This window comes from Acinetobacter sp. 22323 (assembly GCF_052044895.1).
Taxonomy (GTDB): Bacteria; Pseudomonadota; Gammaproteobacteria; order Pseudomonadales; family Moraxellaceae; genus Acinetobacter; species Acinetobacter schindleri.
The window spans coordinates 22,864-46,811 of the sequence record NZ_JBQEOL010000001.1 but is presented as its reverse complement, the minus strand read 5'-3'; the positions used below and the strand labels follow the sequence as shown (position 1 = coordinate 46,811).

The 23,948-nt window shown below is 39.5% G+C and carries 19 protein-coding genes; 4 read left to right on the top strand and 15 right to left on the bottom strand.

The window, feature by feature from the left end:
* Positions 1 to 62: 62 nt before the first annotated feature.
* The 3 genes from tcuB to ACTJIX_RS00180 all read right to left on the bottom strand — a co-directional run bounded on the left by tcuB (position 63) and on the right by ACTJIX_RS00180 (position 3,638).
* Entirely contained in the window at positions 63 to 1,208 is a 1,146-nt protein-coding gene (tcuB, locus tag ACTJIX_RS00190; RefSeq protein ID WP_005222728.1) for a tricarballylate utilization 4Fe-4S protein TcuB, read from the bottom strand.
* 3 nt (positions 1,209 to 1,211) lie between these two features.
* Complete coding sequence (tcuA, locus tag ACTJIX_RS00185) at positions 1,212 to 2,606, bottom strand: FAD-dependent tricarballylate dehydrogenase TcuA (protein WP_005222730.1); 1,395 nt, start codon at positions 2,604 to 2,606, stop codon at positions 1,212 to 1,214.
* Between the two features lie 99 nt (positions 2,607 to 2,705).
* Entirely contained in the window at positions 2,706 to 3,638 is a 933-nt protein-coding gene (locus tag ACTJIX_RS00180) for a LysR family transcriptional regulator (protein WP_005222732.1), read from the bottom strand.
* Positions 3,639 to 4,175: 537 nt separating this feature from the next.
* Here ACTJIX_RS00180 and ACTJIX_RS00175 point away from each other — a divergent pair.
* Entirely contained in the window at positions 4,176 to 5,102 is a 927-nt protein-coding gene (locus ACTJIX_RS00175) for a chromate resistance protein ChrB domain-containing protein (protein ID WP_071321129.1), read from the top strand.
* The gene (chrA, locus tag ACTJIX_RS00170; protein WP_071321130.1) at positions 5,099 to 6,445 is read left to right on the top strand and encodes a chromate efflux transporter; all 1,347 of its coding nucleotides are present in this window, start codon (positions 5,099 to 5,101) and stop codon (positions 6,443 to 6,445) included. Before ACTJIX_RS00175 ends, chrA begins: the two co-directional genes overlap by 4 nt.
* Before the next feature lie 42 nt (positions 6,446 to 6,487).
* Here chrA and dmeF read toward each other — a convergent pair whose 3' ends face one another.
* Entirely contained in the window at positions 6,488 to 7,471 is a 984-nt protein-coding gene (gene dmeF / locus ACTJIX_RS00165; RefSeq protein ID WP_420924296.1) for a CDF family Co(II)/Ni(II) efflux transporter DmeF, read from the bottom strand.
* A 57-nt stretch (positions 7,472 to 7,528) separates the two neighbouring features.
* Between dmeF and ACTJIX_RS00160 the strand changes: the two genes are divergently transcribed.
* Positions 7,529 to 7,795 carry a metal/formaldehyde-sensitive transcriptional repressor gene (locus ACTJIX_RS00160; protein WP_071321149.1) on the top strand — a complete coding sequence of 89 codons (267 nt, stop codon included), beginning with the start codon at positions 7,529 to 7,531 and terminating at the stop codon, positions 7,793 to 7,795.
* 401 nt (positions 7,796 to 8,196) lie between these two features.
* Here the strand turns inward: ACTJIX_RS00160 and ACTJIX_RS00155 are convergent, their stop codons facing one another.
* From ACTJIX_RS00155 to kdpA, 5 genes are all read right to left on the bottom strand, one after another.
* Entirely contained in the window at positions 8,197 to 8,934 is a 738-nt protein-coding gene (locus tag ACTJIX_RS00155; protein ID WP_071321131.1) for a response regulator, read from the bottom strand.
* A 22-nt stretch (positions 8,935 to 8,956) separates the two neighbouring features.
* Positions 8,957 to 11,620 (bottom strand): sensor histidine kinase, encoded by a 2,664-nt coding sequence (locus tag ACTJIX_RS00150; RefSeq protein WP_071321132.1) that lies wholly within the window; start codon positions 11,618 to 11,620, stop codon positions 8,957 to 8,959.
* A gap of 81 nt (positions 11,621 to 11,701) precedes the next feature.
* A complete protein-coding gene (gene kdpC / locus ACTJIX_RS00145; RefSeq protein WP_071321133.1) occupies positions 11,702 to 12,328 on the bottom strand; it encodes a potassium-transporting ATPase subunit KdpC in 627 nt (208 codons plus the stop codon).
* 19 nt (positions 12,329 to 12,347) lie between these two features.
* Positions 12,348 to 14,375, bottom strand: coding sequence for a potassium-transporting ATPase subunit KdpB (gene kdpB, locus ACTJIX_RS00140; RefSeq protein ID WP_071321150.1), 2,028 nt, complete (start codon positions 14,373 to 14,375; stop codon positions 12,348 to 12,350).
* Between the two features lie 50 nt (positions 14,376 to 14,425).
* Positions 14,426 to 16,147 carry a potassium-transporting ATPase subunit KdpA gene (kdpA, locus tag ACTJIX_RS00135; protein ID WP_071321134.1) on the bottom strand — a complete coding sequence of 574 codons (1,722 nt, stop codon included), beginning with the start codon at positions 16,145 to 16,147 and terminating at the stop codon, positions 14,426 to 14,428.
* Positions 16,148 to 16,452: 305 nt separating this feature from the next.
* On the opposite strand from kdpA, the gene ACTJIX_RS00130 reads away from it, so the two are divergent.
* Positions 16,453 to 17,253 carry an undecaprenyl-diphosphate phosphatase gene (locus ACTJIX_RS00130; RefSeq protein WP_071321135.1) on the top strand — a complete coding sequence of 267 codons (801 nt, stop codon included), beginning with the start codon at positions 16,453 to 16,455 and terminating at the stop codon, positions 17,251 to 17,253.
* Between the two features lie 123 nt (positions 17,254 to 17,376).
* Here the strand turns inward: ACTJIX_RS00130 and ACTJIX_RS00125 are convergent, their stop codons facing one another.
* The 6 genes from ACTJIX_RS00125 to ACTJIX_RS00100 form a co-directional block, all read right to left on the bottom strand.
* On the bottom strand, positions 17,377 to 17,487 hold the full coding sequence (locus ACTJIX_RS00125) for a YHYH domain-containing protein (RefSeq protein WP_228715866.1): 111 nt from the start codon (positions 17,485 to 17,487) through the stop codon (positions 17,377 to 17,379).
* 156 nt (positions 17,488 to 17,643) lie between these two features.
* Positions 17,644 to 18,951: an MFS transporter gene (locus ACTJIX_RS00120; RefSeq protein WP_071321136.1), complete on the bottom strand. Its 1,308-nt coding sequence runs from the start codon at positions 18,949 to 18,951 to the stop codon at positions 17,644 to 17,646.
* Positions 18,952 to 19,044: 93 nt separating this feature from the next.
* The gene (locus ACTJIX_RS00115; RefSeq protein ID WP_071321137.1) at positions 19,045 to 19,692 is read right to left on the bottom strand and encodes a transmembrane anchor protein; all 648 of its coding nucleotides are present in this window, start codon (positions 19,690 to 19,692) and stop codon (positions 19,045 to 19,047) included.
* 12 nt (positions 19,693 to 19,704) lie between these two features.
* On the bottom strand, positions 19,705 to 20,418 hold the full coding sequence (locus tag ACTJIX_RS00110; RefSeq protein WP_071321138.1) for a HupE/UreJ family protein: 714 nt from the start codon (positions 20,416 to 20,418) through the stop codon (positions 19,705 to 19,707).
* Between the two features lie 18 nt (positions 20,419 to 20,436).
* Positions 20,437 to 20,796, bottom strand: coding sequence for a hypothetical protein (locus ACTJIX_RS00105; RefSeq protein ID WP_071321139.1), 360 nt, complete (start codon positions 20,794 to 20,796; stop codon positions 20,437 to 20,439).
* A gap of 11 nt (positions 20,797 to 20,807) precedes the next feature.
* Positions 20,808 to 23,939, bottom strand: a complete 3,132-nt coding sequence (locus ACTJIX_RS00100; RefSeq protein ID WP_071321140.1) for an efflux RND transporter permease subunit — start codon at positions 23,937 to 23,939, stop codon at positions 20,808 to 20,810.
* Positions 23,940 to 23,948 lie beyond the last annotated feature (9 nt).

The following is a 23,948-nucleotide window of genomic DNA, read 5'->3' as shown; positions in this document are numbered from 1 at the left end:
TGTATGTCCATTTTTACCTGATGCCAACCTAGACCAGAGAGGTCATCAGTTGGCTTGGGTATTTACTTTGCTTTTGCTCGATGCTTGGCAATGCGCTCTTCAACAGCGAACTTCAATAACGCAGCACTGCGGTAGAAACCATGGGCGAACTTGCCAAAAGGAATCGTCAAGAAGAAAGTCATTACGGTTGCAAGGTGAATAATCAGTAGCAACGCCATTGCAGCGGTGTCACGGAATGCCAGTAGCAATAGACCGGTGATACTGATCAGTAAGAGTAAGAAAATAAATCCACGATCCATTGGCTTCTGATTGACATCACCATGTAATGGATGACGTTTAATATTCAGATAAAGCAATCCGATCGGGCCAATGATTAAGCCAATACCACCTAAGGTGCCTAAAATGACCGGCAAGCTGGTGTAGGCATAGGGGGCTTCCAGACCAAGGAAATAGTGATAGAGGGTTGCCACGCTGGTTGCGGCGAAGCAGAGTAAAAAGCCATACATGGTGAAATGATGGAAGACACGACGGATTTTCGTATATCGATCATCTTCTTCATTACAGCCTTTACCATGTCCACCATCCAGATATTTTAGCGTTAGTACATTTTTAGAGGCTTGTAGAATATCTGGTTGTGCCACACCTTCTGGAATAATTTTTGAAGTCTGTCTCCAGAATTTCGCAATCCCTAAACCGAGTAGAATGAATGCCACAATAAATACTGAGCCGAACAACACTGCCAAGAAGTTATGCGGAAAAATCGCATAGAAATTACCTTGGTAGCGACCGAATAAATCAGTACCATTTAGCCAAACACCACCCAACATGAGCAAGAAGAAAAGCACAGACATTGCAGAAACCAATGGAATACCGGTTTTCTTATAAATTGAGCCAAAAGAAGCAGGTACTGCAAATTCCTGATAGGTTTCCAGACGGACTTGCGCCATCGCTTGTGGAATATTCACACCAAATTCATGTGGCGGTGCATACTGACAGGCATGCAGACAGGCACCACAGTTATGGCACAGATTAGCCATGTAGTGAATATCTGCCTGAGTGAACTCAAGACGTTTCGTCATGGCAGGGAATACAGCACAGAACGTTTCACAATAACGGCAGGCATTACAAATCTGCAAAGCCTGTTTTACTTGTTGTTCATTATCGGTTAGCTGCACTACAGGAATTAAAGTCTTTACATTTGCATTCATATTTTAAACTCCCTGCTTTAATGCAGCTTTTGCCGCATTTTTACCAGCAATACGTCCAAAGGTTGTGCCAATCGACATGCCTACACCTGCGGTATATCCTTGGCCCAACACATTCCCTGCCATCATTTCGCCTGCTACATACAAGTTGGGACTTGGTTTATTATTAAAACGTACTGCCGCATCGTCTTCGACTTTCAATCCTAGGTATGTGAAAGTAATCCCCGGACGTAATGCATAAGCATAAAATGGTGGCTGATCCAAAGGCACAGCCCAGTGAGTTTTAGCTGGTGTCAGGTTTTCGGTATGACAGTTGTCGAGAACAGTATGGTTGAATTCGCCTTTGACACAAGCCTGGTTATAGTCCGCGACGGTTTTAGATAGTGTTACAACATCTAGATTGAGTTTTTCAGCAAGCTCTTCAATCGTATTCGCTTTAGTGCCTTCAAATACAGGTGGCATGAAACGCCCCACTGATTTTGAATCAATAATCGAGTAGGCAATTTGGTTCGGTTGTTTGGCTACCAGGCGTCCCCAGATCGCATAACGTTTTGGCCAGAAGTCCTCGCCTTCATCATAAAAGCGTTCGGCATTTTTATTCACTACAATGCCTAAAGATACGCAATCAATTCGTGTACAAATGCCACCATCATAAAGCGGTGCACGTGCATCAACAGCAACACAGTGCGATTGTGATGGATCACCGATAATATCTGCACCTTGGTCTATCATGAATTTCAGCAAGTTACCTTGGTTGAAGCGTGTGCCACGAATAATGAAGTTATCTGCTGGCCATTCGCCATTTTCATTTTGGCCCCAGGCGTCACGTAACCACTTACGGTTCGACTCAAATCCACCCGCAGCAAGAACACAGGAAGCACCCTCAAAGCGTGTGCCATCTTCTGCAATCGCTGCAATAAATTCACCATTTTCAATGATCAGCTTGGTAATTTTAGTGTTATAGCGAATCTTAATACCGAGGTTTTGTGCACTTCTGAAATAGGCATTGACCAGGGCTTTTCCCCCACCCATAAAGAAGGCATTGGTTCGCGCTACGTGCAGAGCACCCGATAAAGGTGGCTGAAAATTTACGCCATGCTTACGCATCCAGTCACGACAGGTTGCAGTTGAACGAATAACGAGACGAGCCAGATGCTCATTAGTTTTACCAGCAGTAACTTTTAATAAATCCTGCCAGTATTCTTCTTCAGGATAGGCATCAATCAGCACGTCCTGAGGTGCATCATGCATACAACGTAAATTACGTGTGTGCTGTGAGTTTCCACCTCGCCATTCTTTGGGAGCTGCCTCCAAAAGCAATACTGAAGCACCCGCTTCTCGTGCAGTGAGTGCTGCACATAATGCGGCATTCCCACCGCCAATCACAATTACATCATGCATTCGATGTCTTCCCTTTCGAATTTGATGCAATTTAAGACTAAAAATAGGGATTTCAGTGATAGGCTGAATTTAAATAGGTGTTTAATAAAATTAAATAGGCTAAAAGTCTAATAGTTCTGCACCCGACCATAAACCTTTATTTATTAATTTCTTAACACAAATTTTTATTGCAACTTTGGTGGCAAGACTTGCTGGAGAAAGTTCTTCTTCTGAAATACTAATTAAATAGTTGATTCTGGCAAGTTCCGGTTCGACTACTTTCAACAAGCAAATATCAGATTTAAGATAATCGAAGTGAGCACTCACAGGCTGAATCGTGGCCATATTTAAGTGACTGACACAGTTCATCAGTAAATGCAGCCCATCGACCTCATAATTAACATCTAATAATTCTACTTTCTGGTCTAAGAACTTACGTAAACCATGTCTTTGGCTAGGTAAAACGAGTGGTAAACGGTTTACTCTTTCCAAATCAATTTGGCCGTTTTGAATACAATTTTCTAAATCATATTCTTGTAATAAGGCTCTGTTAGCCATTAAAAACATTTGTTCCTTTAATAAAGGCTGAACAGACCAATTGGCATCTACATCCTGTGTAAAAATAATAGCAATATCAAGTTGTCTTGAATTGACAAGATTGGTGAGGTTTCCAGATAAGCTTTCCACTAAATGAATCTTGATATCCGGATAGCGTTCGGACATGAGTTGCATAAATGGTATGCCCAGTACAGATGCAATACTTGGTGAAAAGCCCACGCTTACATGACCTGTTAGACGAGAAGAATGCGCGGCCTCGATTGCATACTGTACATGACGTAATGATAATTGCGCTTGCTTAAAAAAAGCTAACCCTGCTGGAGTAGGTGTAACCCCGGTAGAAGTACGGCTTAACAGGCGGGTGCATAGTTCATCTTCCAGTTTAGCAATTTGCTGACTTAAAGCAGATGTTCCAACATCTAGTTTTTGTGCAGCTTTGCCCAGGCTTCCAGACTCTACAATTGTGATAAAGTATTTTAGCTGTTTTAATTCCACTCATTTCCCTTGATACGTTTTAATAGCAATATGTTAGGTAGATACAATATACGGTGTAAACCTACTCAAGAGAATGATAAAAAAGAGGTATTGAAGTTTTAGATATTCATCTTTTTTACTAATGCTGTTTATTTTTGAGTCTGTAAGACTGATAATTAATTTAGGCATCTTTTTACAGTATCCTAAAACGCCTTCGGATATTATCGGACAACAGAAAAATATAAGTTATTAATTTTTAATAACATTAGGATTAATTCGAATGTAATCAAACAAGGAGATGGTGCGCTCAGCGCGCACAATAAACACAACCCAAGACACTGATTTTTAATAAATATCATCAACCCTTGTTCTACATTTACCGTAAAAATTACCGCAAAAAAGATCTGTACACTACCCGAAAATTTCTTAGATATAGTGATGATCTATACGTATATCAGCAAACAATATATCAGATTTCCTGAATAACTAATTCAGTATAAAAATTACCACAATTAAATAATTTGTTATAACCTATACAAAATTTGTAGAGTTTATAACATGACTATAAGCATCCTCATTTCTAGCCTTTCCACACAAAACTCTTCTGCTCGAATGAGAATTTGGCGTTCCATCAAAAGCTGTGGCGCAGCAACTCTGCGTGATGGTGTCTATGTGCTACCTAATGAACAAAAGCAACGCTTTGACCCCATTATTGACGAACATCAAAGTGCCGATGGCATTGCCTATCTATTCGATTCCGTTAGCAACAATAATTTAGACTTAATTCAACTCTTTAATAGAAAAAATGAATACTCTGAATTTTTGCTACAACTGAATGAAATAGAGAGTTCACTGAATGTTGAGCAAAAAAATGAACATTTAAAAAGCATTAGAAAATTAAGAAAGCAACTTTCGTCTCTCATCGATATTGATTTCTTTCCTAATGAATTACAAAACACAGCCTTAAACGCGATATCAAAACTCGAACTTAAAATTCATCACTTAGGGGAATCAAATGAGCCCTCTTCTATAAATAGTGATCTACCTTCTCTTAATCTTCATGACTTCCAATCTAAAACCTGGGCTACACGAAAACGACCTTGGGTAGATCGTTTAGCTTGTACGTGGCTCATTCAAAAATTTATTGATAAAGACCCTATTTTTATGTGGCTAGAAGATATTAAAGATTGTCCAGCAGATGCTTATGGTTTTGATTTTGACGGTGCAACGTTTACCCATGTTGGTGACCTTGTTTCATTCGAAGTACTTTTACACAGCTTTAATTTAGCCGATAAATCACTTCTGAAAATCGCTGAAATTGTGCATTACCTAGATATTGGCGGAAATGAGCCACCTGAGGCTCTTGGGTTAGAAAAAATATTACAAGGACTGAGAAGCAGTATTCAAGCTGATCAACAGTTGGTGGAATTATCCAATCACATTTTTGATGGTCTATATACCAATTTTAAAAGTGAGAATTCATGAGTCAATTACAAGAAAACGATTTCGAGCCCAATCCAGAAATCAGCTTTAAAGAGGCCATACTGTTTTGGCTTAAACTCGGATTTATCAGCTTTGGCGGGCCTGCAGGCCAAATCTCTGTCATGCACCAAGAATTGGTAGAACAAAAAAAATGGATCTCCGAAAAGAGATTTATGCATGCGCTCAATTACTGCATGCTGCTTCCGGGGCCTGAGGCACAACAATTAGCAACCTATATTGGCTGGCTAATGCACAAAACAAAAGGCGGTATCATAGCCGGACTATTTTTCATTTTACCTTCCCTTTTCATTCTCATCGGTCTTTCATGGGTCTATGCAAAATTTGGAAATGTACCTGTCATTGCAGGGCTTTTTTATGGCATCAAACCTGCTGTCACCGCTATCGTCTTTCATGCAACCTATCGTATTGGCAGTAAATCACTGAAGAATAAATATATGTATGCTATTGCATGTGCTGCATTTATTCTTATTTTTGCCTTTAATGTTCCTTTCCCCCTTATTGTGCTGCTGGCTGCTTTAAGTGGTTATCTCTTAAGTAAATTTGACCCAAAACTATTTACAAGCAATGCTCATGCATCAAGCCTCAAAGACTACGGGAAGGCAATCATTGATGATGATACGCCCACACCTGAACATGCCATTTTTAAATGGTCTCGCTTAATTAAATTACTAGTTGTTGCAATTATTTTGTGGTGTCTCCCTATAGCATTACTGACGGTAGCTTATGGCTGGTCTCACGCTTATACACAAATGGCTTGGTTTTTCACCAAAGCTGCATTGATGACTTTTGGCGGAGCTTATGCTGTTTTACCTTATGTATATCAAGGTGCTGTTAACTTCTATGAGTGGCTTAAACCAACCGAAATGATCGACGGTTTAGCATTGGGTGAAAGTACACCTGGCCCACTCATTATGGTCGTTGCTTTTGTTGGATTTATGGGCGGTTACAACCTCGACCTATTAGGGCCTGAACATAAGTTTTTAGCAGGTGCTTTTGGAGCAACAATTGTTACTTGGTTCACCTTCCTATTTTCGTTTGTGTTTATTTTAGGTGGAGCACCCGTAATCGAATCTACTCACAATCAAATTAAATTTACTGCACCACTGACAGCAATTACCGCAGCTGTTGTCGGCGTAATTCTTAATTTGGCCCTTTTCTTTGCTTACCATGTGCTATGGCCAAAAGGGTTTGAAGGACAATTTGACTACATTGCTGCAGTAATAACCTTACTCGCTTGTATTGCTCTCTTTAAGTTCAATCAAAGTGTATTAAGAGTCATCGGTGCCGCTGCAATTTTAGGGCTTATCATTAAACTAAGCATATAAAAAAAGAGCAGCTCAAATGAGCTGCTCCTTTTTATCTATTTTTTATACTGCTGCTTGGAGTCTAGAACTCGTATTAATTTCTACTGAAACGTGCACAATTTCCTCATGAATAGATAAGGCTTTTCTGACTTCATCTGCCGTGATATTTAAACTGCTTACATCTAGTGACAAGATACAAGAAAACTTACCTTTACCCACCTTCCATACATGAATATCAGTAATCACAATTCGGCTATCTAAGTCTTCAATGACTTCCTGAATTTCCTGAACAACTGGATGTTCCATTTCAGCATCAAGTAAAGTTTTGCCTGTCTCGCGGATAAGCCCCCAAGACCAATGTGCGACTAGAAATGCACCTACAATACCCAAAACTGCATCTAAGAAATCCCAGCCAAAAAATTTACCTGCAAATAATGCAATGATCGCCAATACAGAAGTCACAGCATCTGCAACGACATGAAGGAAAGCTGCTTTCTGGTTTAAATCATGTTCGTGATGCCCATCTTCATCATGGTGATGGTGTCCATGATCATGATGGTGATCATGTTCGTGGTGATGATGGTGGTGATGCCCACTATCGTGTAGTAACCAAGCACAAATAAAGTTCACTGCAAGACCAATCACTGCGATTGATATTGCTTCGTTATAGTGAATATTAACGGGATTAAATAGGCGCTCTACCGATTGTATTCCCATAAATAATGCCACAACCATGAGTAAGATCGCACTAGAGTATCCAGCTAAAATTTCTATCTTCCACGTACCAAAACAGAATCGCTGATCTTGTGAATATTTACGTGCCATTCGATAAGCAAAATATGCTAAGCCCAATGCCAGCATGTGTGAACTCATGTGCCAGCCATCAGCTAGTAAAGCCATCGAATTAAAGAACCATCCTCCAAAAATTTCAAAGACCATCATGACACCCGTCAGGATCGTCGCAATTAAAATTTTCTTCTGTGCTAGTGGATTACCTTCATCGAATTGATGCGTATGGTTGCTTTTAACATTACTTAGATATTGCATTTTTTTATGCCATCAATAATACTCCCCTATAGTATATTTAATTTGGACAGAAATGCTATGTCGCATCTGCATCAAGACAAAAAAATTTTAAATCGGGTTAAGCGAATTCAGGGCCAAATTAACGCCGTTGAACAGAGTTTGGCTGACACGCACAAATCATGCATAGACGTACTGCAACAGGTCGCTGCCGTTCGTGGTGCTATAAATGGATTAATGAATCAATTGATTGAAGCACATCTCAAAGAGCATGTAATCAAAGATAAAGATGCGATTAATGAAGAAGAGTTAAAAGAGTTTTTAGCATTACTCAGCCGCTATCAATAAGATGACACGATAAAAAATCTCTTTTCAATTTTTATAGACTTGATATGATAATTACATCTTTATTGCTTAATAGTTTATATGCGACCCCGAATACGTAAGTTTTTAACTTCTCTTTATTCAACTCCAGATTCAAAAGTGCTCGAAATAAAGTTCAATTTAAGTCATCACTGTGACTTTGAACTATTTAAAAAGTTAAAAAAAACCAACTGCCAAAGCATAAAAAATGCGATTCACAGCATCCTTTATGAGCGTGGCTATACAACTGCAGAAATCTCTCTGCTCACTAATGACAATACTTAAAATTATAAACAGCCTTCAAATTCATTGAGGGCTTTTTACTTAAATTTGAAAAATAATGAACTGGCTGGCATCAATACAATTATCCTTAAGGACTAACCAACTTAATTATGCTTTGCTTGGACAAAATTATTCACACTCAAAAACCTCAATCCTACACCGGGTTCTGTCAAAATATATTTAGGATGCACTGCATTATCATTTAATTTAGCACGCAATTTAGCAACCAAAATTCTTAAATAGTGCGTATCTTCCTGATGCGTTGCACCCCATAGTTCCTTGAGTATCTGTGGCTGGGTTATCAGTTGTCCTTTATGCTGTGCAAGCAACGTTAATAGTTGATATTCCTTACGGGTCAAAGCAATCAGATTTCCCTCTAAATAAACTTGACGCTGAGCAAAGTCAATTTTCAAGTAGCCATCATCAAAAATTACGCTTTCAACCACACTTAACTGAGTCTGCCGAAGTAGAACACGAATTCTTGCCAAGAGCTCCTGAATACTAAATGGCTTCGTCACATAATCATTTGCGCCTGAATCCAAAAGTTTTACTTTTTCATTTTCATCAGAACGGACAGAAAGAACAATTACTGGCACATGAGACCAATTCCGTAATTCCATTAAAACATCAAAACCATCCAAATCAGGCAAGCCCAAATCTAAAATAACTAAATCAGCACCATGCAAGGCTAACTCACCTAAACCTTGCTGGCCATTTTCAGCTTGAATAACTTTATAACCTTGGGTACGCAATGCTATATCAAGAAATTTTCGTATTTGTGTCTCATCATCTATGATTAAGACTGTAGCGATGGCACTAGTAGATGGATTGAGTTCAGCCATTCATTTTCCTTAATTGAAAACCTTACAGTAATGGATTAATTGGAAGCTGCATGCGGATACATGTGCCTTGATTATGACTTAGAGATGAAGTAGAAATAGCCCCCATGTGTGCCCCAATAATTGCCTTAACAATACTCAAGCCCAATCCGGTACCGTGTTGTCCACGATCACCTCGTTCCATTGTATAGAACATATCAAAAATACGATCACGCTCATTTTCAGGAATCCCCTGCCCCTGATCAGAAATCGTTATTTCCATTTCATTTTCTTTTAACCTAGAAACTTGAATTGAAATCGGTGTATTTTCAGGTGAAAACTTAGCGGCATTTTCCAATACATTAAAAATAGCTTGTTCAATGAGTGCAGCATGTACATACAAACTTAATGGATCATCAGGTAAATGCACCTCAACTAAAGCTTGCGGCATATAACGTTGTAACCTGCGTACCGCTGAACCAACGAGCTCATCGACACCAATCCAATCTCGTGCCAGTGTTAGACCCTCATGTCCCAAACGAGTCATATCCAATAAATTTTGTATATAGCGGTCTAATCGTTCACCTTCTAAATGAATCGCCTCAAGTAAACTATTTTGATCCGTTTCGTCCATAGAATGCCGATAATTGCTTAAGGTATCAGCAGCACCAATGATTGATGCTAAGGGTGAACGTAAGTCATGTGAAACTGAAGATAATAACGCTGAACGTAATCTTTCTGTTTCTGAACTCACATTAGCAATTTCAAGCGCTTTGGTTAATTGCGTACGCCAAATAGCTTGAGCAATAAATTCGACCATCACCTCTGCTAATTGTTTTTGTTCAGACGTTAAAAGCCGTTGCTGCAATGGAAATTTTAGCCCAATGACGCCTACGCATTGCTTTGAAGCCAATAGCGGTAAAAACCACCAAGCATTTTCCATCAGTGTTTGAGTAAAACGGCCTGAAGCCTGATGATTTTTAAAAGTCCAATTTGCAGAAATTTGTTCCTTTGTACTCATCTTTTCTAAGTTTTGATTTTCCTGTTCAGTTTCTGGTGAATAAATCCAAACATCTGCATTTAGGTTTTTGTTTAAACAATGCATTGCAATATCTTGAACCTGCTGTAAATCTACTGCAGTAGAAAGCTTTTGTCCTAAATCTTGCATAATACTGTTATAACTGTTTGATGCTTTTAGCGCTGTAACCTGCTCTTTTAATTTAGATGCCAGCTTACTTGCAATTAAAGCAGCACCTAAAAAAGCCAGCACCGTGATCACACCTTGATGAGCTGAAATTTCCAACGTAAATTTAGGACTGATAAAAAAGAAGTTATAGGCTAAAAAAAATAAAATTGCAGAAAATACCGCTGCAAGCATCCTTGTTTTTGATGCGACAAATACCACAGCAGTAATAAAAATAACTGAAATATCGTCAATGCCCAAATAGGTTTCACTTAGGCTTGCGATCACAATGCTGATCACTGTTGTAACAAGTACGTAGGATATTTCGCTCAGTGTTAAATAATTTCTTCTACTGTCTGAGGCTATATTGTCTGAAACAGCAATATTTTTTGGCGATAAAACAGGAACAATACTAAGCTCGAATCGTGGCTGAAGTTTGATTAACTGATCAACGAAATCTGCTTTCAAAGGTAAGTTAAAGACTTCTTTCTTCGGCTGGGATAAAACCAAAGTAGAAATACCATGCTCAATAACATAATCAAAAAGAGTTTTCGCATGCTGTTTACCGTATAGCGTTTCCGTCATACCACCCATTTGCCGAGTCATATTCAATGCAATTTCGATTTCTCGGCTTTGACGATTAGCTTGTTTCGGCAGAATCTGAGAATCTTTAGAGAAAGTGACTACAGTCCATGCGGCCATCCGTTGCTCGGCAATACGACATCCTGCTCGCACCAATGATTCAGAGTTTCCTAGACCATCTATCATAATCAAAACATGGTTTTTAAGCGGAATAGCCGCTTGCCCTTGAATTGCAAAATTTTCCCGAACATCTGTATCTACATAACCAGCAACTGTTTGCATCGCTAGTTCACGTAAAGCAGTTAAATTAGCGACATTAAAAAATCGCTGTAAAGCTTGTTCTGCCTGTTCTGGTATATACACTTTTCCTTGCTTCAAACGCTCTAGCAATTCATTGACAGGCAAATCAATTAAACGAATATCTCGAATACGTTCAAAGACCCGATCAGGCACTGTTTCTTTAACACGGATACCTGTAATTTGAAAAACAATATCATTCAAACTTTCTAAGTGCTGAATATTCATTGTTGTAAAAACATCAATACCAGCATCTAAAAGTTCATTGATATCTTGCCAGCGCTTTTCATGACGGCTGCCAAGTACATTGGTATGAGCGAATTCATCAACAAGAACAATATTTGGCTTCTTGTCTAGTACCGCATCTAAATCCATTTCCTCAAGCTGGTGCTCTTGATATTGAATAATTTTACGCGGAATCAAAGTTAAACCCGCCACTAAGTTTTCAGTTTCAGTTCGGCCATGTGTTTCTACATAAGCAATCGCTATGTCACTGCCTTGCAAAGCCAATTCATGGGCACGAACAAGCATAGCGAAAGTTTTTCCAACGCCCGGAGCAGCCCCTAAAAATATGGTCAAACGTCCAGATTGAAAACGTTGAGTATGCTGTAAAAACACATCAACTTTATTTGTTTTACTTTTATCCATAAATTTATAACTTTTATAAATATCTTAGATTTATGCCCTTTCTAGTAGGAAGAGGATAGTTCTCCTCTTCCTTCCATTTTATTAAATCGCTTTTTCAGCCTGATCCAAAGCAATGTTTATTTCAAGCACATTCACACGTGTCTGCCCTAATATTCCGAAGCTAGGCCGAATACTTCTTTCCAGTACTAATGTCTCCACATCTTGTACTGACATTCCTCTTGCGGCTGCAATTCGATTGACCTGAATTAAGGCGGCCTGCAGACTAATTTCAGGATCGATACCGCTGCCCGATGCTGTTACCAAATCAGAAGGGATTTGAGATTTTTCAACGCGCTCTTGTGCCACAATTTTATTTAAACGCTCATCCATCATTTCATGTAATGCTGGATTTGTTCGTGCCAAATTACCCCCTGCCATGGCCATAGGGTCATAATTTGACGCGGACGGCCGCGGTTGAAAATACTTTGCTTGAATAAAAGGCTGTGCAACCAAACTTGACCCAATGACCTCACCATTCTGTACAATCAAACTGCCATTGGCTTGATGCGGAAAAATGACCTGCCCTAAACCTGCTGCAACCGAGCTATATGCAAAGCCGCATATAGCCAAGGTCACAGCTGTTAAGCCAATGGATGCACGTATTAAACCGAATCCAGCCGTCGACATACTATTCAATTGCTCATTTTCTTGATGGTTTTCAATATTCATTTTTATTCTCCTCATCAGTTCAAAGTGATAACAATTGACTAATCATCAGATCAATCGCTTTAATCGCAACAAAAGGCAACATTACTCCGCCTACACCATAAATCAGCATATTACGGCGTAATAATTGAGTTGCCGTTGATGGCTTAAATTTCACACCGCGTAAAGCAATCGGGATGAGTAAAGGAATAATAATCGCGTTAAATATCAGTGCTGAAAGGATGGCGCTTTCAGAGCTACTCAATTGCATCACATTCAGCACACCCATTTGTGGAATAGCCGCGACAAATAATGCAGGTAAAATGGCAAAGTATTTTGAGACGTCATTTGCCAAAGAGAATGTGGTTAATGCACCGCGTGTAATCAGCTGCTGCTTACCAATTTCCACTACAGACAGAAGCTTCGTTGGATCGGAGTCTAAATCGACCATATTACCCGCCTCTTTAGCCGCTTGCGTACCTGAGTTCATCGCTAAACCAATATTAGCTTGAGCCAAAGCAGGAGCATCGTTGGTACCGTCTCCGACCATTGCCACCAAATGCCCTTTGTTTTGTTCCGCACGAATACAGCTGAGCTTATCTTCTGGTTTTGCTTCAGCAATATAGTCGTCTACGCCTGCTTCGGCAGCTATAGCAGCAGCCGTAAGTGGATTATCACCTGTCACCATGACGGTTTTAATGCCCATTTCACGTAAGCGCGCAAACTTTTCCTTGATCCCTTTTTTAATTACATCCGAAAGCTCAATGACACCTAAAATATTCCGATCTTTTGCGACCACAAGCGGTGTTGCACCCTTAGAAGCAACTTGTTCAACGCGGGTTTTCAACTCAAGTTGATTCTCAAGATTTTGTGATGAAAACTTAAGAATGGCATCCAATGCACCCTTACGAATTTGATGACCATCTTTCAAGTTAATCCCAGAAATACGCGTTGAAGCATCAAAGTTAATAAATTCTGCTTGCTCAGGCGTATCGACATGCTGTCCATATTCTTTTGCTAGAACCACAACCGATTTACCTTCAGGCGTTGGATCTGCCAATGAGGTAAGTACTGCAGCTTGGCAAAGCTCTGATTCAGTGACACCAGCGAGCGGATAAAATGCAGTTGCTTGGCGGTCACCATAAGTAATCGTGCCGGTTTTATCTAAAAGCAGTACATCTACATCACCAGCAACTTCTACCGCTTTACCTGATTTAGCAATAACATTGGCTTTTAAAGCACGGTTCATCCCAGCTATACCGATAGCAGGAAGCAAGCCGCCAATGGTGGTTGGAATTAAGCAAACCAATAATGCAACCAGTAGAATTGGATTAATTTCGATTTTTAAGAAATGTCCAATCATTGGCAAACTGAAAACAACTGCAATGAAAGTCACTGTCATCACTGTAAGTAAAATACCCAAAGCAATTTCATTCGGTGTTTTTTGACGGTTTGAACCTTCTACCAAAGCAATCATACGGTCAAGAAAGCTATTTCCTGTTTCAGCTGTGACTTGCACGATTATTCGATCCGTCAATACTTTAGTGCCACCAATCACACCTGATTTATCAGTACCCGCTTCACGTAAAACAGGTGCTGACTCCCCTGTAACAGCAGCTTCATTAATGGTTGCAAAACCATGAATAATTTCACCATCAGCAGGAATCAACTCACCCGCACGAACTTCAATCAAATCATGCATTTTTAAGAGCGTCGCTGCGATTTGTTCACCATCCGCATCTTCTTTATTTTTAATTCGACGTGCCGTTAAATTCTGGCGTGCTTGTCTTAAAGAGGAAGCCTGTCCCCGACCTTTGGCTTCTGCCACAGCTTCTGCATAATTCGCAAATAGCACAGTAATAAATAAAATGACTGTGACTAGAATGCCAAACATTAAGTCTGCTTTTCCCAAAAGTGTGCACACCAGCGTAATCAGTGTTCCTAGCCATACAATCGCCATCACAGGGTTCTTAATGACATGCTGCGGCAACAGTTTAATACAAGCATTTTTCCATGCTTCTACTTGGAACAATGTTGATTGATTTTGCTTTGGTACTGTTGGTAACGGCATATTTTGAACAGCGTTAATAGATTGTTTTGAATGATTCATATTTTTCACCCTTAAGCTTTAACCAACAACAAATGGTCTGCGATAGGCCCTAAAACCAGTACAGGCATGAATTGCAAGAGCGTCAACATCACCACAATGGCAATCAACGTGAGTGCAAAAGTCGGAGTTTCCACTTTTAAGCTGCCACTGCTTTCAGGAGCTTGACGTTTCGAAGCTAAACGTGCGGCAATGAAAAGAGGAATAATCAATGTTGGAAAACGGCCCAAGACTAGAGCTAAACTGGTACTTAAATTCCACCAAATTGTATTATCAGCCAGACCTTCAAAACCTGAGCCGTTATTGGCAAATGCCGAAACATATTCATACAGCACCTGTGAAACAGCATGATATTGAGGATTGCTATTGCCTGTTAATGTAGGGAAATACAATGTGATTGCAGTGAGGGTTAAAATCGTAATCGGTTGAATTAAAATCACCACAGCGAGTAACTTAATTTCCCCAGCTTCAATTTTCCGACCAAAGAGTTCAGGTGTACGCCCAATCATCAAACCTGCGATAAACACAGCTAAAAATAGATAAATGATAAATTGCTGTAACCCACAGCCAATCCCGCCCCAAATAGCATTAATCAGCATATTTGCTAATGCGATTAATCCAGTGAGCGGTGCAGAAGAATCATGCATCATATTGACTGAGCCATTATTCACCTGTGTAGTCAATGCTGACCATAGCGCAGAAGATGCTTCACCAAAACGTACTTCCTTACCTTCCATTGCATACAGCTGTGCTGCCGTTGTAGAAATACTTTCAGACCAAATTGCACTGCTGGCAGAAATGATTGACATCAGCAGCATTGAAGCAAAAACGAAGACTGCAAATTTTGTACGCTTGGTAAAAAAGCCCAGCATAAAAATAACTGAAACTGGAATGAGTAAAATAGCCAACATTTCTAGGAAATTAGATAATGGCGTTGGATTCTCTAAAGGCACGCTGCTATTAGGCCCATACCAGCCCCCGCCATTACTTCCTAATTGTTTAACCGCAACCATTGGTGCTACTGGCCCCAATGGAATTTTTTGCGTATGTAATTCTGCAGTTTGGTCTAGGACTTGAACTTCTGGGCCGCCTTGAAATGTTGATGGAACACCTTGGCTAGTCAGTAAAAGTGACCATACCATGCATAGCGGTATTAAAAATCTGAAGGTTGGACGAATGACATCTGCCCAATAATTACCGACATTCACACCTTGTAATGGAGTCCCCGAAGTTGTGTTTTTTTCAATATTCAGCGGAACGGATTGCTTATAAAATAATGCGCGAACCGTAGCAACAACCATTGCTAGCCCCATCATGGGAGTAATGATTTGCAAACCAACAATACCCACCATTTGTGACAAATACGACAACTGAGCCTGTCCGGAATAATGCTGCTGATTTGTATTGGTTAAAAACGAAATCATGGTGTGAAGGGCTAAATCCCACGACATATTTGGAGCCTGATTGGGGTTCAGCGGTAAGTTCGCTTGAGTCATAAATAAAACCCAAGTAAAGCCACCCAACACCATGCAACTCAGTACAAAACTTAGGGTATACGTTTTGACACTCATCCCCAATTTAGGGTTCGTACCCAACAGTATATATATCGGTTTTTCAATCCAATTGAAAAGTGGATCAATTCGCATTGTTTGATTTTGCATAACTGCTGCTAAATATTTACCAAGCGGATAAGCAAGGGCGACAACGTTCATGATAAGCAGAATAAATACTAACATCAGTTTTTACTCCCCTTAAAATGGAAAGCAAATACACTTTTTTTTATCTCTCTAAGTTGCATCGCCTCATGTATGGCGCAGTTGTTTTGATACGACATTTTTTGATGCGCTTTAAATTTAGCACTCATCTTTTCCATCCTAAGCATGGATAAATTTCCATGATTTAGTATCTAAAAGCCGCCCGTAAAATCTCTATTCAGAAATATGTATAGCGCGTAAAATTTGCGTAAAAATTTGCATAGATACATTTATATAAAGTTTGAAATGCCTTAAAAGATTCCAACCATTCATGATTATTTTTACTTATGGAAAATCTAGAACTTTTAAAAGCATTATTTTTAGGAATGATTGAGGGTTTAACAGAATTTCTACCAATATCAAGTACAGGACATTTAATTCTTTTTGGGCATTTAATTGATTTTCAATCCGACTCAGGCCGTGTATTTGAGGTCGTCATTCAGCTAGGTGCTATTCTTGCTGTTTGCTGGCTTTACCGTCAAAAGATAATCGACTTAGTAAAAGGTTTTTTCTCTGGTGATACTCATGCTAGACGTTTTGCTATCAATGTTTTTATTGCTTTTCTTCCTGCTGTTCTCATTGGTATATTAGCCGTCGATTTCATCAAACAAGTATTGTTTAGCCCATTAGTCGTAGCTTTCGCACTTATTATTGGCGGATTGATTATTTTCGCAGTAGAAGCAAGAAAGTTTGAACCAAAAACACTCGAAGCCACTGACATTAGTATAAAACAAGCTATTCTTGTCGGTTTTGCTCAATGCCTTGCAATGATTCCTGGCACTTCTCGTTCAGGAGCAACGATAATTGGCGGTATGCTCTCAGGTTTATCACGTAAAGCTGCTACAGAATTTTCCTTTTTTCTCGCTATGCCAACAATGTTAGGCGCGGCAACATATGACTTAATGCGTAATGCATCAATATTAACCTCAGAGAATATATTAAATATAGTCATAGGCTTTATAGCTGCATTTATAGCTGCACTTGTTGTTGTAAAAGCTTTGGTCAAATTTGTAGAAAAACATTCACTGAGAGTTTTCGCTTGGTACCGTGTTGCACTTGGTATTATCTTATTAATTATATTTTTTTAAAACTTACGTTAAATCTAAAAAACCAAATTATTTTAGGCTTAATAATTCGAATATCTATCAAACTATAAACCTTCCTCCCCCGATTGGTTTAATAAAAAAGAGTTCTTAAGAACTCTTTTTTTATTAATGGCAGTGATACCCACCAGTACTACTGTTATGACATCCCGCTGAATTAGTACCACCAGAATGTGCATTCGCATAACTTGCGAACAATCCAACTAAACAAAAAAACATAACTTTCATGCTAAACCCCTATTTTAAATTGATCAATTGTTTTACTTGCATAAATCAGTTTAACGTAATTTCAAAAAATTAGGATATTTTCCAATAAATTAAATACCCAATTGCTGCACCAAATGCACTTAAAAATAATAAAACATAGGCCATCATTTATTTCGGCCATCTTTGATGGTATTCATCTATTACATAGTCATGTGAATGCTTTCCATCATGGTTATGACTGAGTAGATGTTCATGATCCGCAGGTAAGTCATCATGTGAATGTACTATTACGGACTCATCCTGTTTTGGCCAAATTATAAAAGCAATACTCATTGCCACTAGAGCAATAATCGCCATAGGCACGAATGTAAAGAGTGTTCCAAAATTGGTACTCAGCCAACCTACTAAAGGGTAAGCAATTAACCAGCATGCGTGTGAAAAAGCGAACTGCGCGGCAAATAATGAAGTTCTATTTTCACTAGATGCAGATTTACGAATTAACCGACCTGTAGGCGTTTGAGATACTGAGTAACCTATTCCCAAAGCAAACCATAAAGCTAATAGTCCGTTGTATGAGTTAATAAAAAACCCACAGAACAAGCCAACGACTAATACAGCTGTGCCGCTCAACATCACAGCTCGATCGTTAAATTTATCCAGAATATTAGGCAATATAAATGCCGAGAGCATAGACCCTAAGCCAAACAAGCCAAAGGCCCAAGTGGTGGCATGTTCATTTAGCTTAAAGGTTGATTGAACGAGTACAACCGTATTTACAATCACCACAGCACTGGCTGAAGCAATCGCAAGGTTTAACGCTAGGAGTGCCTTTAAACGCGGGGTATTAAAATAAATTTTTGTCCCCTGCTTTATTCTGTAATACACTCCTTTAAATTCAGGTACTTTAGCAACAGGCAATTTTGCACTGACAACAAAAAGTGCTGAACCAATAAAGCCAATCACCGTTCCTAAAAATAGATTGTGATAGCTTATAAATCCAAGTAAAAATCCTGCCAACATCGGACTGATGATATTTTCTAAGTCATAAGCCAAACGTGAAAGGGACAAAGCATTGGTATAGTCTTTTTCATCAGGCAACACATCAGGAATCATGGCCTGAAAAGTAGGTGTGAATGCAGCTGATGCAGATTGCAGAATAAAAATTAGAATATAGATTTGCCAAATTTGGGTCACAAAAGGCAGGCATAAAGCAGTTAAAGCACGGATGATATCTAACCCCACTAAAACTTTTTTACGTGGCAGCCTTTCTGCAAATGCTGAAGCAATAGGTGCTACCCCAATATAAGCAATCATCTTTATCGCCAATGCTATGCCTAAGACCTGAGCAGCCTCCCCTTTAGCAATATCATACGCCTGTAAAGCCAAAGCAATAGTGATCAGCCCTGTTCCAATAAGTGCAATGACTTGAGCTAAGAACAAATGCCTATACGTTGTATTTTTTAAAACTTCTAGCATTTTAGGGACTCCTTTTAGAACCTAATTTTTATTTCTAAAATCAATGCCAATTAAAATCTCCTTGGATTTTATTCCAAGGAGATTTTTTAAAGCTTAAAAGACTTTCTTCATATCACTGAATTGGCCTTCAACTTCCAATGTCACTGAAACAGGACTTTCAGTTCTATTACGCCAGAACCAGCCATGCTTACCATCAAAAGCTGCTTTTAATGTACCTGTTTGCTGAGTTTCATTACGTCCTTTGCCATATCCATGGTAAAAGCCCTTGGGAGCGTTCACTGGATCACCATGCGTGTCATAATTTAGACCACCGCCTGATGTTGTCCATTTAAAATTCACGCTAGCACTTTCCGGCATCGCCAACTTAATTTCAGTGGCTTGTCCGGGCTTCAACTCAACTGTCATTTGCTGCTTTTGAATTGCAGGCATTAGCATTTTTTCTGCTTCACCAATTGGCATAGATGATTGAATATTGGGGTCACTTGCAACTTCACTCGATATCGTGTTTGAAACTGCCTCTCCCATACCATTTTCAGACTCTTGAGCCAAAGATTGCTTAATTTCACCCATCGTTGTTAAGCCTAGAACTTTACCAACCCCAGTAGGATCAATATTGTATTCAGCTGGCATAACAACTGTAACTAAGACAACTGCAGCACTCACTGCAGCGATAATGGTTGATTTAACAAGTTTCTTTGCAGAAGGGAATTCAACATCTTGTGGAATTTGAGCGTTGTACATATTTGAAAATCCTTATTGAGTAACGAAGCCAGTAAGCTGAAAGCCCACAAGTAAAAAGCCGAGGAACATTAAAAAAAAGTTGCTTTGATAAGCTGTTTTGAAGAAATACGGCGTTTTTCGCCACATTGTCATCAACAGCAAAATCATCGCTAAAGCCATAAATTGACCAAGCTCTACCCCGACATTAAATGCAATGAGGTTTGCCAATAGACCATCTGCCGGAACTTCATACTCTTGAATTTTTACCGCTAAACCGAAGCCATGAATCAGACCAAAAATTAACGTCGCTGCTTTAGTGTTGGGCTGGAAACCAAACCAACGCTGATATGCACCTAAATTATCCAAAGCTTTATAAACAATAGAAAAACCAATAATTGCATCAATAATGTATGCATTCATGGAAATGTTGTAATACACCCCAATCAGCATTGTCACAGAGTGACCAATCGCAAAAAGGCTGACATATAAGCCAATATCTTTCATGCGATATAAGAAAAAGATAATCCCGACGAGGAACAGCAAATGGTCATAACCTGTAACCATGTGCTTTGCACCAAGGTAAATAAAGGGAATGATGTGTACCCCATAAATTTCTTGAATATAGCCTTTGTCACCTTCCGCCACGCCATGGGCAAAAAGTGCAGAACTCATCAAAACTGCACTTAAAGTAATCAATAACTTTAAAAATGCCTTGAGTCTCACCCATTGTAAAAAAATAAATTGCATGTAAATCAAACTCCAAAGTTAACTAAAAAGAAAAGTTTCTAGCGATGTTTTGGGAGGTTTGAAAATACGGCTGATCATCAGATAGAGATAATTTTTCACTCTATCCAGGATCAAAATAAAGGTGAAAGTAAATAACAAAGTTATCGATTGACCAGACTGATATTCACCAAAATGCTCATGAAAATTATCATGATGAATATGGTTTTGCTTTTGATGCACATCATGAAAATGTACACCTTCAAATTCATAAACCGTATGTTCTTGGTATGCAGTCTCTGCATTGTGCGTATTAAAATGCAGGCATAGTGCAAGACTGATGATGCAGACGAACCACATCATCAAATTTCTAAACTTTCTATCTCTCACTATGCCTATCATTGCATTTTCACCTAGGCTTCTTGCTGCTCAGAAAAATCATCTGATTGCTTTTTACGTCCTTGGTTAAACCAAACGTATAGCGTAGGCAAAATAATCAACGTCAATAAGGTCGAAGATAAGATTCCGCCAATCACAACAGTCGCAATTGGTCGTTGCACTTCAGAGCCAATCCCAACATTCAATGCCATAGGGATGAAACCTAAAGATGCCACTAAAGCCGTAATTAATACTGGGCGAAGTCGTTCCAATGCACCGTGTCTAACAGCTTCAAGTAATCCTTCACCTTGATCTCTCAATCTCTGAATTGCAGACACTAGAACTAAGCCATTCAGTACAGCAACACCCGACAGTGCAATAAAACCAACGGCTGCTGAGATAGAGAATGGGATATCACGTAAAGCTAAGGCAATCACACCGCCCGTTAATGCAAATGGCACGCCCGTAAAGACCAGCACGCTATTTCTGACATTTCCTAATGCCATATAAATCATGGCAAAAATTAAGATCAAAGCCAGAGGGACAACAATCATTAGACGATTTGAAGCTGATTCCATTTGTTCAAATGTACCGCCCCATGTCAGCCAATAGCCTTCAGGTAATTTAAAGTCAGCATTGAGTTTAGATTGGGCTTCTGCGATATAACTTCCGATATCCGTACCACGAACATTGGCAGTAATTACAATTCGGCGTTTACCGTTTTCACGTGAGATTTGGTTTGGCCCCTGAACATTCTTCAATTCGATTAGTTCAGATAAAAGTACACTTGAACCATTAGGCAAATTCACTGGAACTTGATAAAGCTTGTCTAAGTCCGTAACGGAGTTCTGATCCATTCGAACCACAATATCGAACTTACGATCTCCCTCAAAAACCTTACCTGCTGTTTGCCCCGTAATCAGACTGGATACTTGCTTTTGCACATCTTCAGCATCAAGACCGTAGTTGGCGATCATGTCCTTTTTAAGCTCAACAGATACCGTTGGCAGTCCACTCAGCTGTTCAACTTTTAAGTCAGCTGTACCACTCACACCTTCTAAAATTTTCGCTGCAGCATTTGCTGATTCAAGCAACTGATCTAAATCATCACCATAAATCTTCACTGCAACATCTGTACGAACACCTGAAATCAGCTCGTTAAAACGCATTTGAATCGGCTGAGTGAACTCATAGTTGTTTCCATAAACGCCTTTTGCCACACGTTCAATATCGGCAACAACAGCTGATTTTTCTTTGTCAGGGTCAGGCCATTCGCTGCGTGGTTTTAACATGACAAAGTTATCTGCCACGTTTGGTGGAACTGGGTCAGTCGCAATTTCAGCTGTACCCACTTTAGCAAACATCGTTTTAACTTCAGGAATTTTGACGATTTCTTTTTCAAGCGCATATTGCATTTCAACAGCTTGAGTTAAAGACGTGCCGGGAATTCGAAGCGCATGTAATGCCACATCACCTTCATCTAATGAGGGAATAAATTCAGAGCCTAAGCGAGTTGAAAGGCTTGCACTGAATACAAAGAAAATAGCGACGAATGCGATCAGCTTATAACGATGACTCAATGACCAATCTAAAATTGGGCTATAGACTTTCTTAATGAAATGAACAATCTTAGATTCCTCTTCCTTAATTTCACCTGTCGTGACTAAAGCCACCATTGCAGGAACAAAAGTAATCGAAAGAACCATTGCAGCCACGAGAGCCATAACAACTGTAGCTGCCATCGGTGTAAACATCTTGCCTTCAACACCAGTAAGCGTCATGACAGGCAGATACACTAAGATAATGATCAATTGACCATAAAGAATGGCTTTTCGAGATTCCCTAGTTGCTTCAAATACGGTAATAAAACGTTCTTTACGCGTCAGAATCCGGCCTAACTCTTTTTGTTTCATCGCTAATTTTGCAAGTGAAGCTTCAACAATAACGACAGCACCATCGACAATGATCCCGAAATCGAGCGCACCTAAACTCATTAAGTTTGCACTGATTCGTTGATTCACCATGCCTGTAATGGTCATGAGCATAGATAAAGGAATCACCATCGCAGTAATGAGTGCTGCACGGAAATGTCCAAGGAATAAGAAGAGAACGACAATAACGAGAATTGCACCTTCAAGAAGGTTTTTCTTTACTGTGTCGATTGTTGCATCAACCAAAGTTGTACGGTTATAAACGGCTTTCGCCTCAACACCTTCTGGCAATGACTCTTGGACTTTTTGTAACTTTTGATCTACCGCATGAGCAACATTTCGCGAGTTTTCACCAATCAGCATAAATGCAGTACCTAAGACAATTTCTTGCCCATCTTTAGTTGCTGCACCTGTACGTAACTCGTGACCAATCGATATTTTTGCCACATCCTTCAATCGAAGAATGTAACCGCTGCTTGTGGTAATTGGGATATTTTGAATTTGCTCAATCGAGTTAATTTGAGAATCTGAGCGAATCAAATACTGCTCACCATTCTTCTCAATATAACCAGACCCTTTGTTCATGCTATTTTTAGAAATAGCATCCAAGATATCCTGCTGATCTAAGCCAATGCTGCGTAAATACGCATAATCAGGCTGCACCACGAATTGTTTTAAATAACCGCCAATCGTATTGATTTCATTCACACCTTCAACATTTCGAAGCTGTGGTTTAATCACCCAATCTTGCAGAGTTCTTAATTCAGTGGGTGATAATGGATTTGGATTATCTTTTGCGTTCTCAACAGTGTACATAAAGATTTCGCCAAGCCCTGTTGAAACAGGCCCCATTGAAGTCGATATGCCAGTCGGAAGTGTTGGAGTAACCCCTTGCAACTTTTCATTTACAAGTTGACGAGCAAAATAGATATCCGTGCCTTCCTTGAAAATCGCCGTAACCTGAGATAAGCCATATCTCGATACAGAACGTGTGTATTCCAGATTAGGAATACCAGCCAAAGCCGTTTCAATTGGATAGGTCACTTGTGACTCCATCTCCATTGGAGATAAGCCTTGCGCTTCACTATTGATTTGGACTTGTACATTGGTAATGTCAGGCACAGCATCAATCGGCAGTTTAAAATAGTTATAAACGCCAAATGCACCGATAAACAGAAAGACAATCAGTACAAGCCATCTATTCTTGATCGAGAGCTTAACAATTTGATCAAACATAGTCGCTAC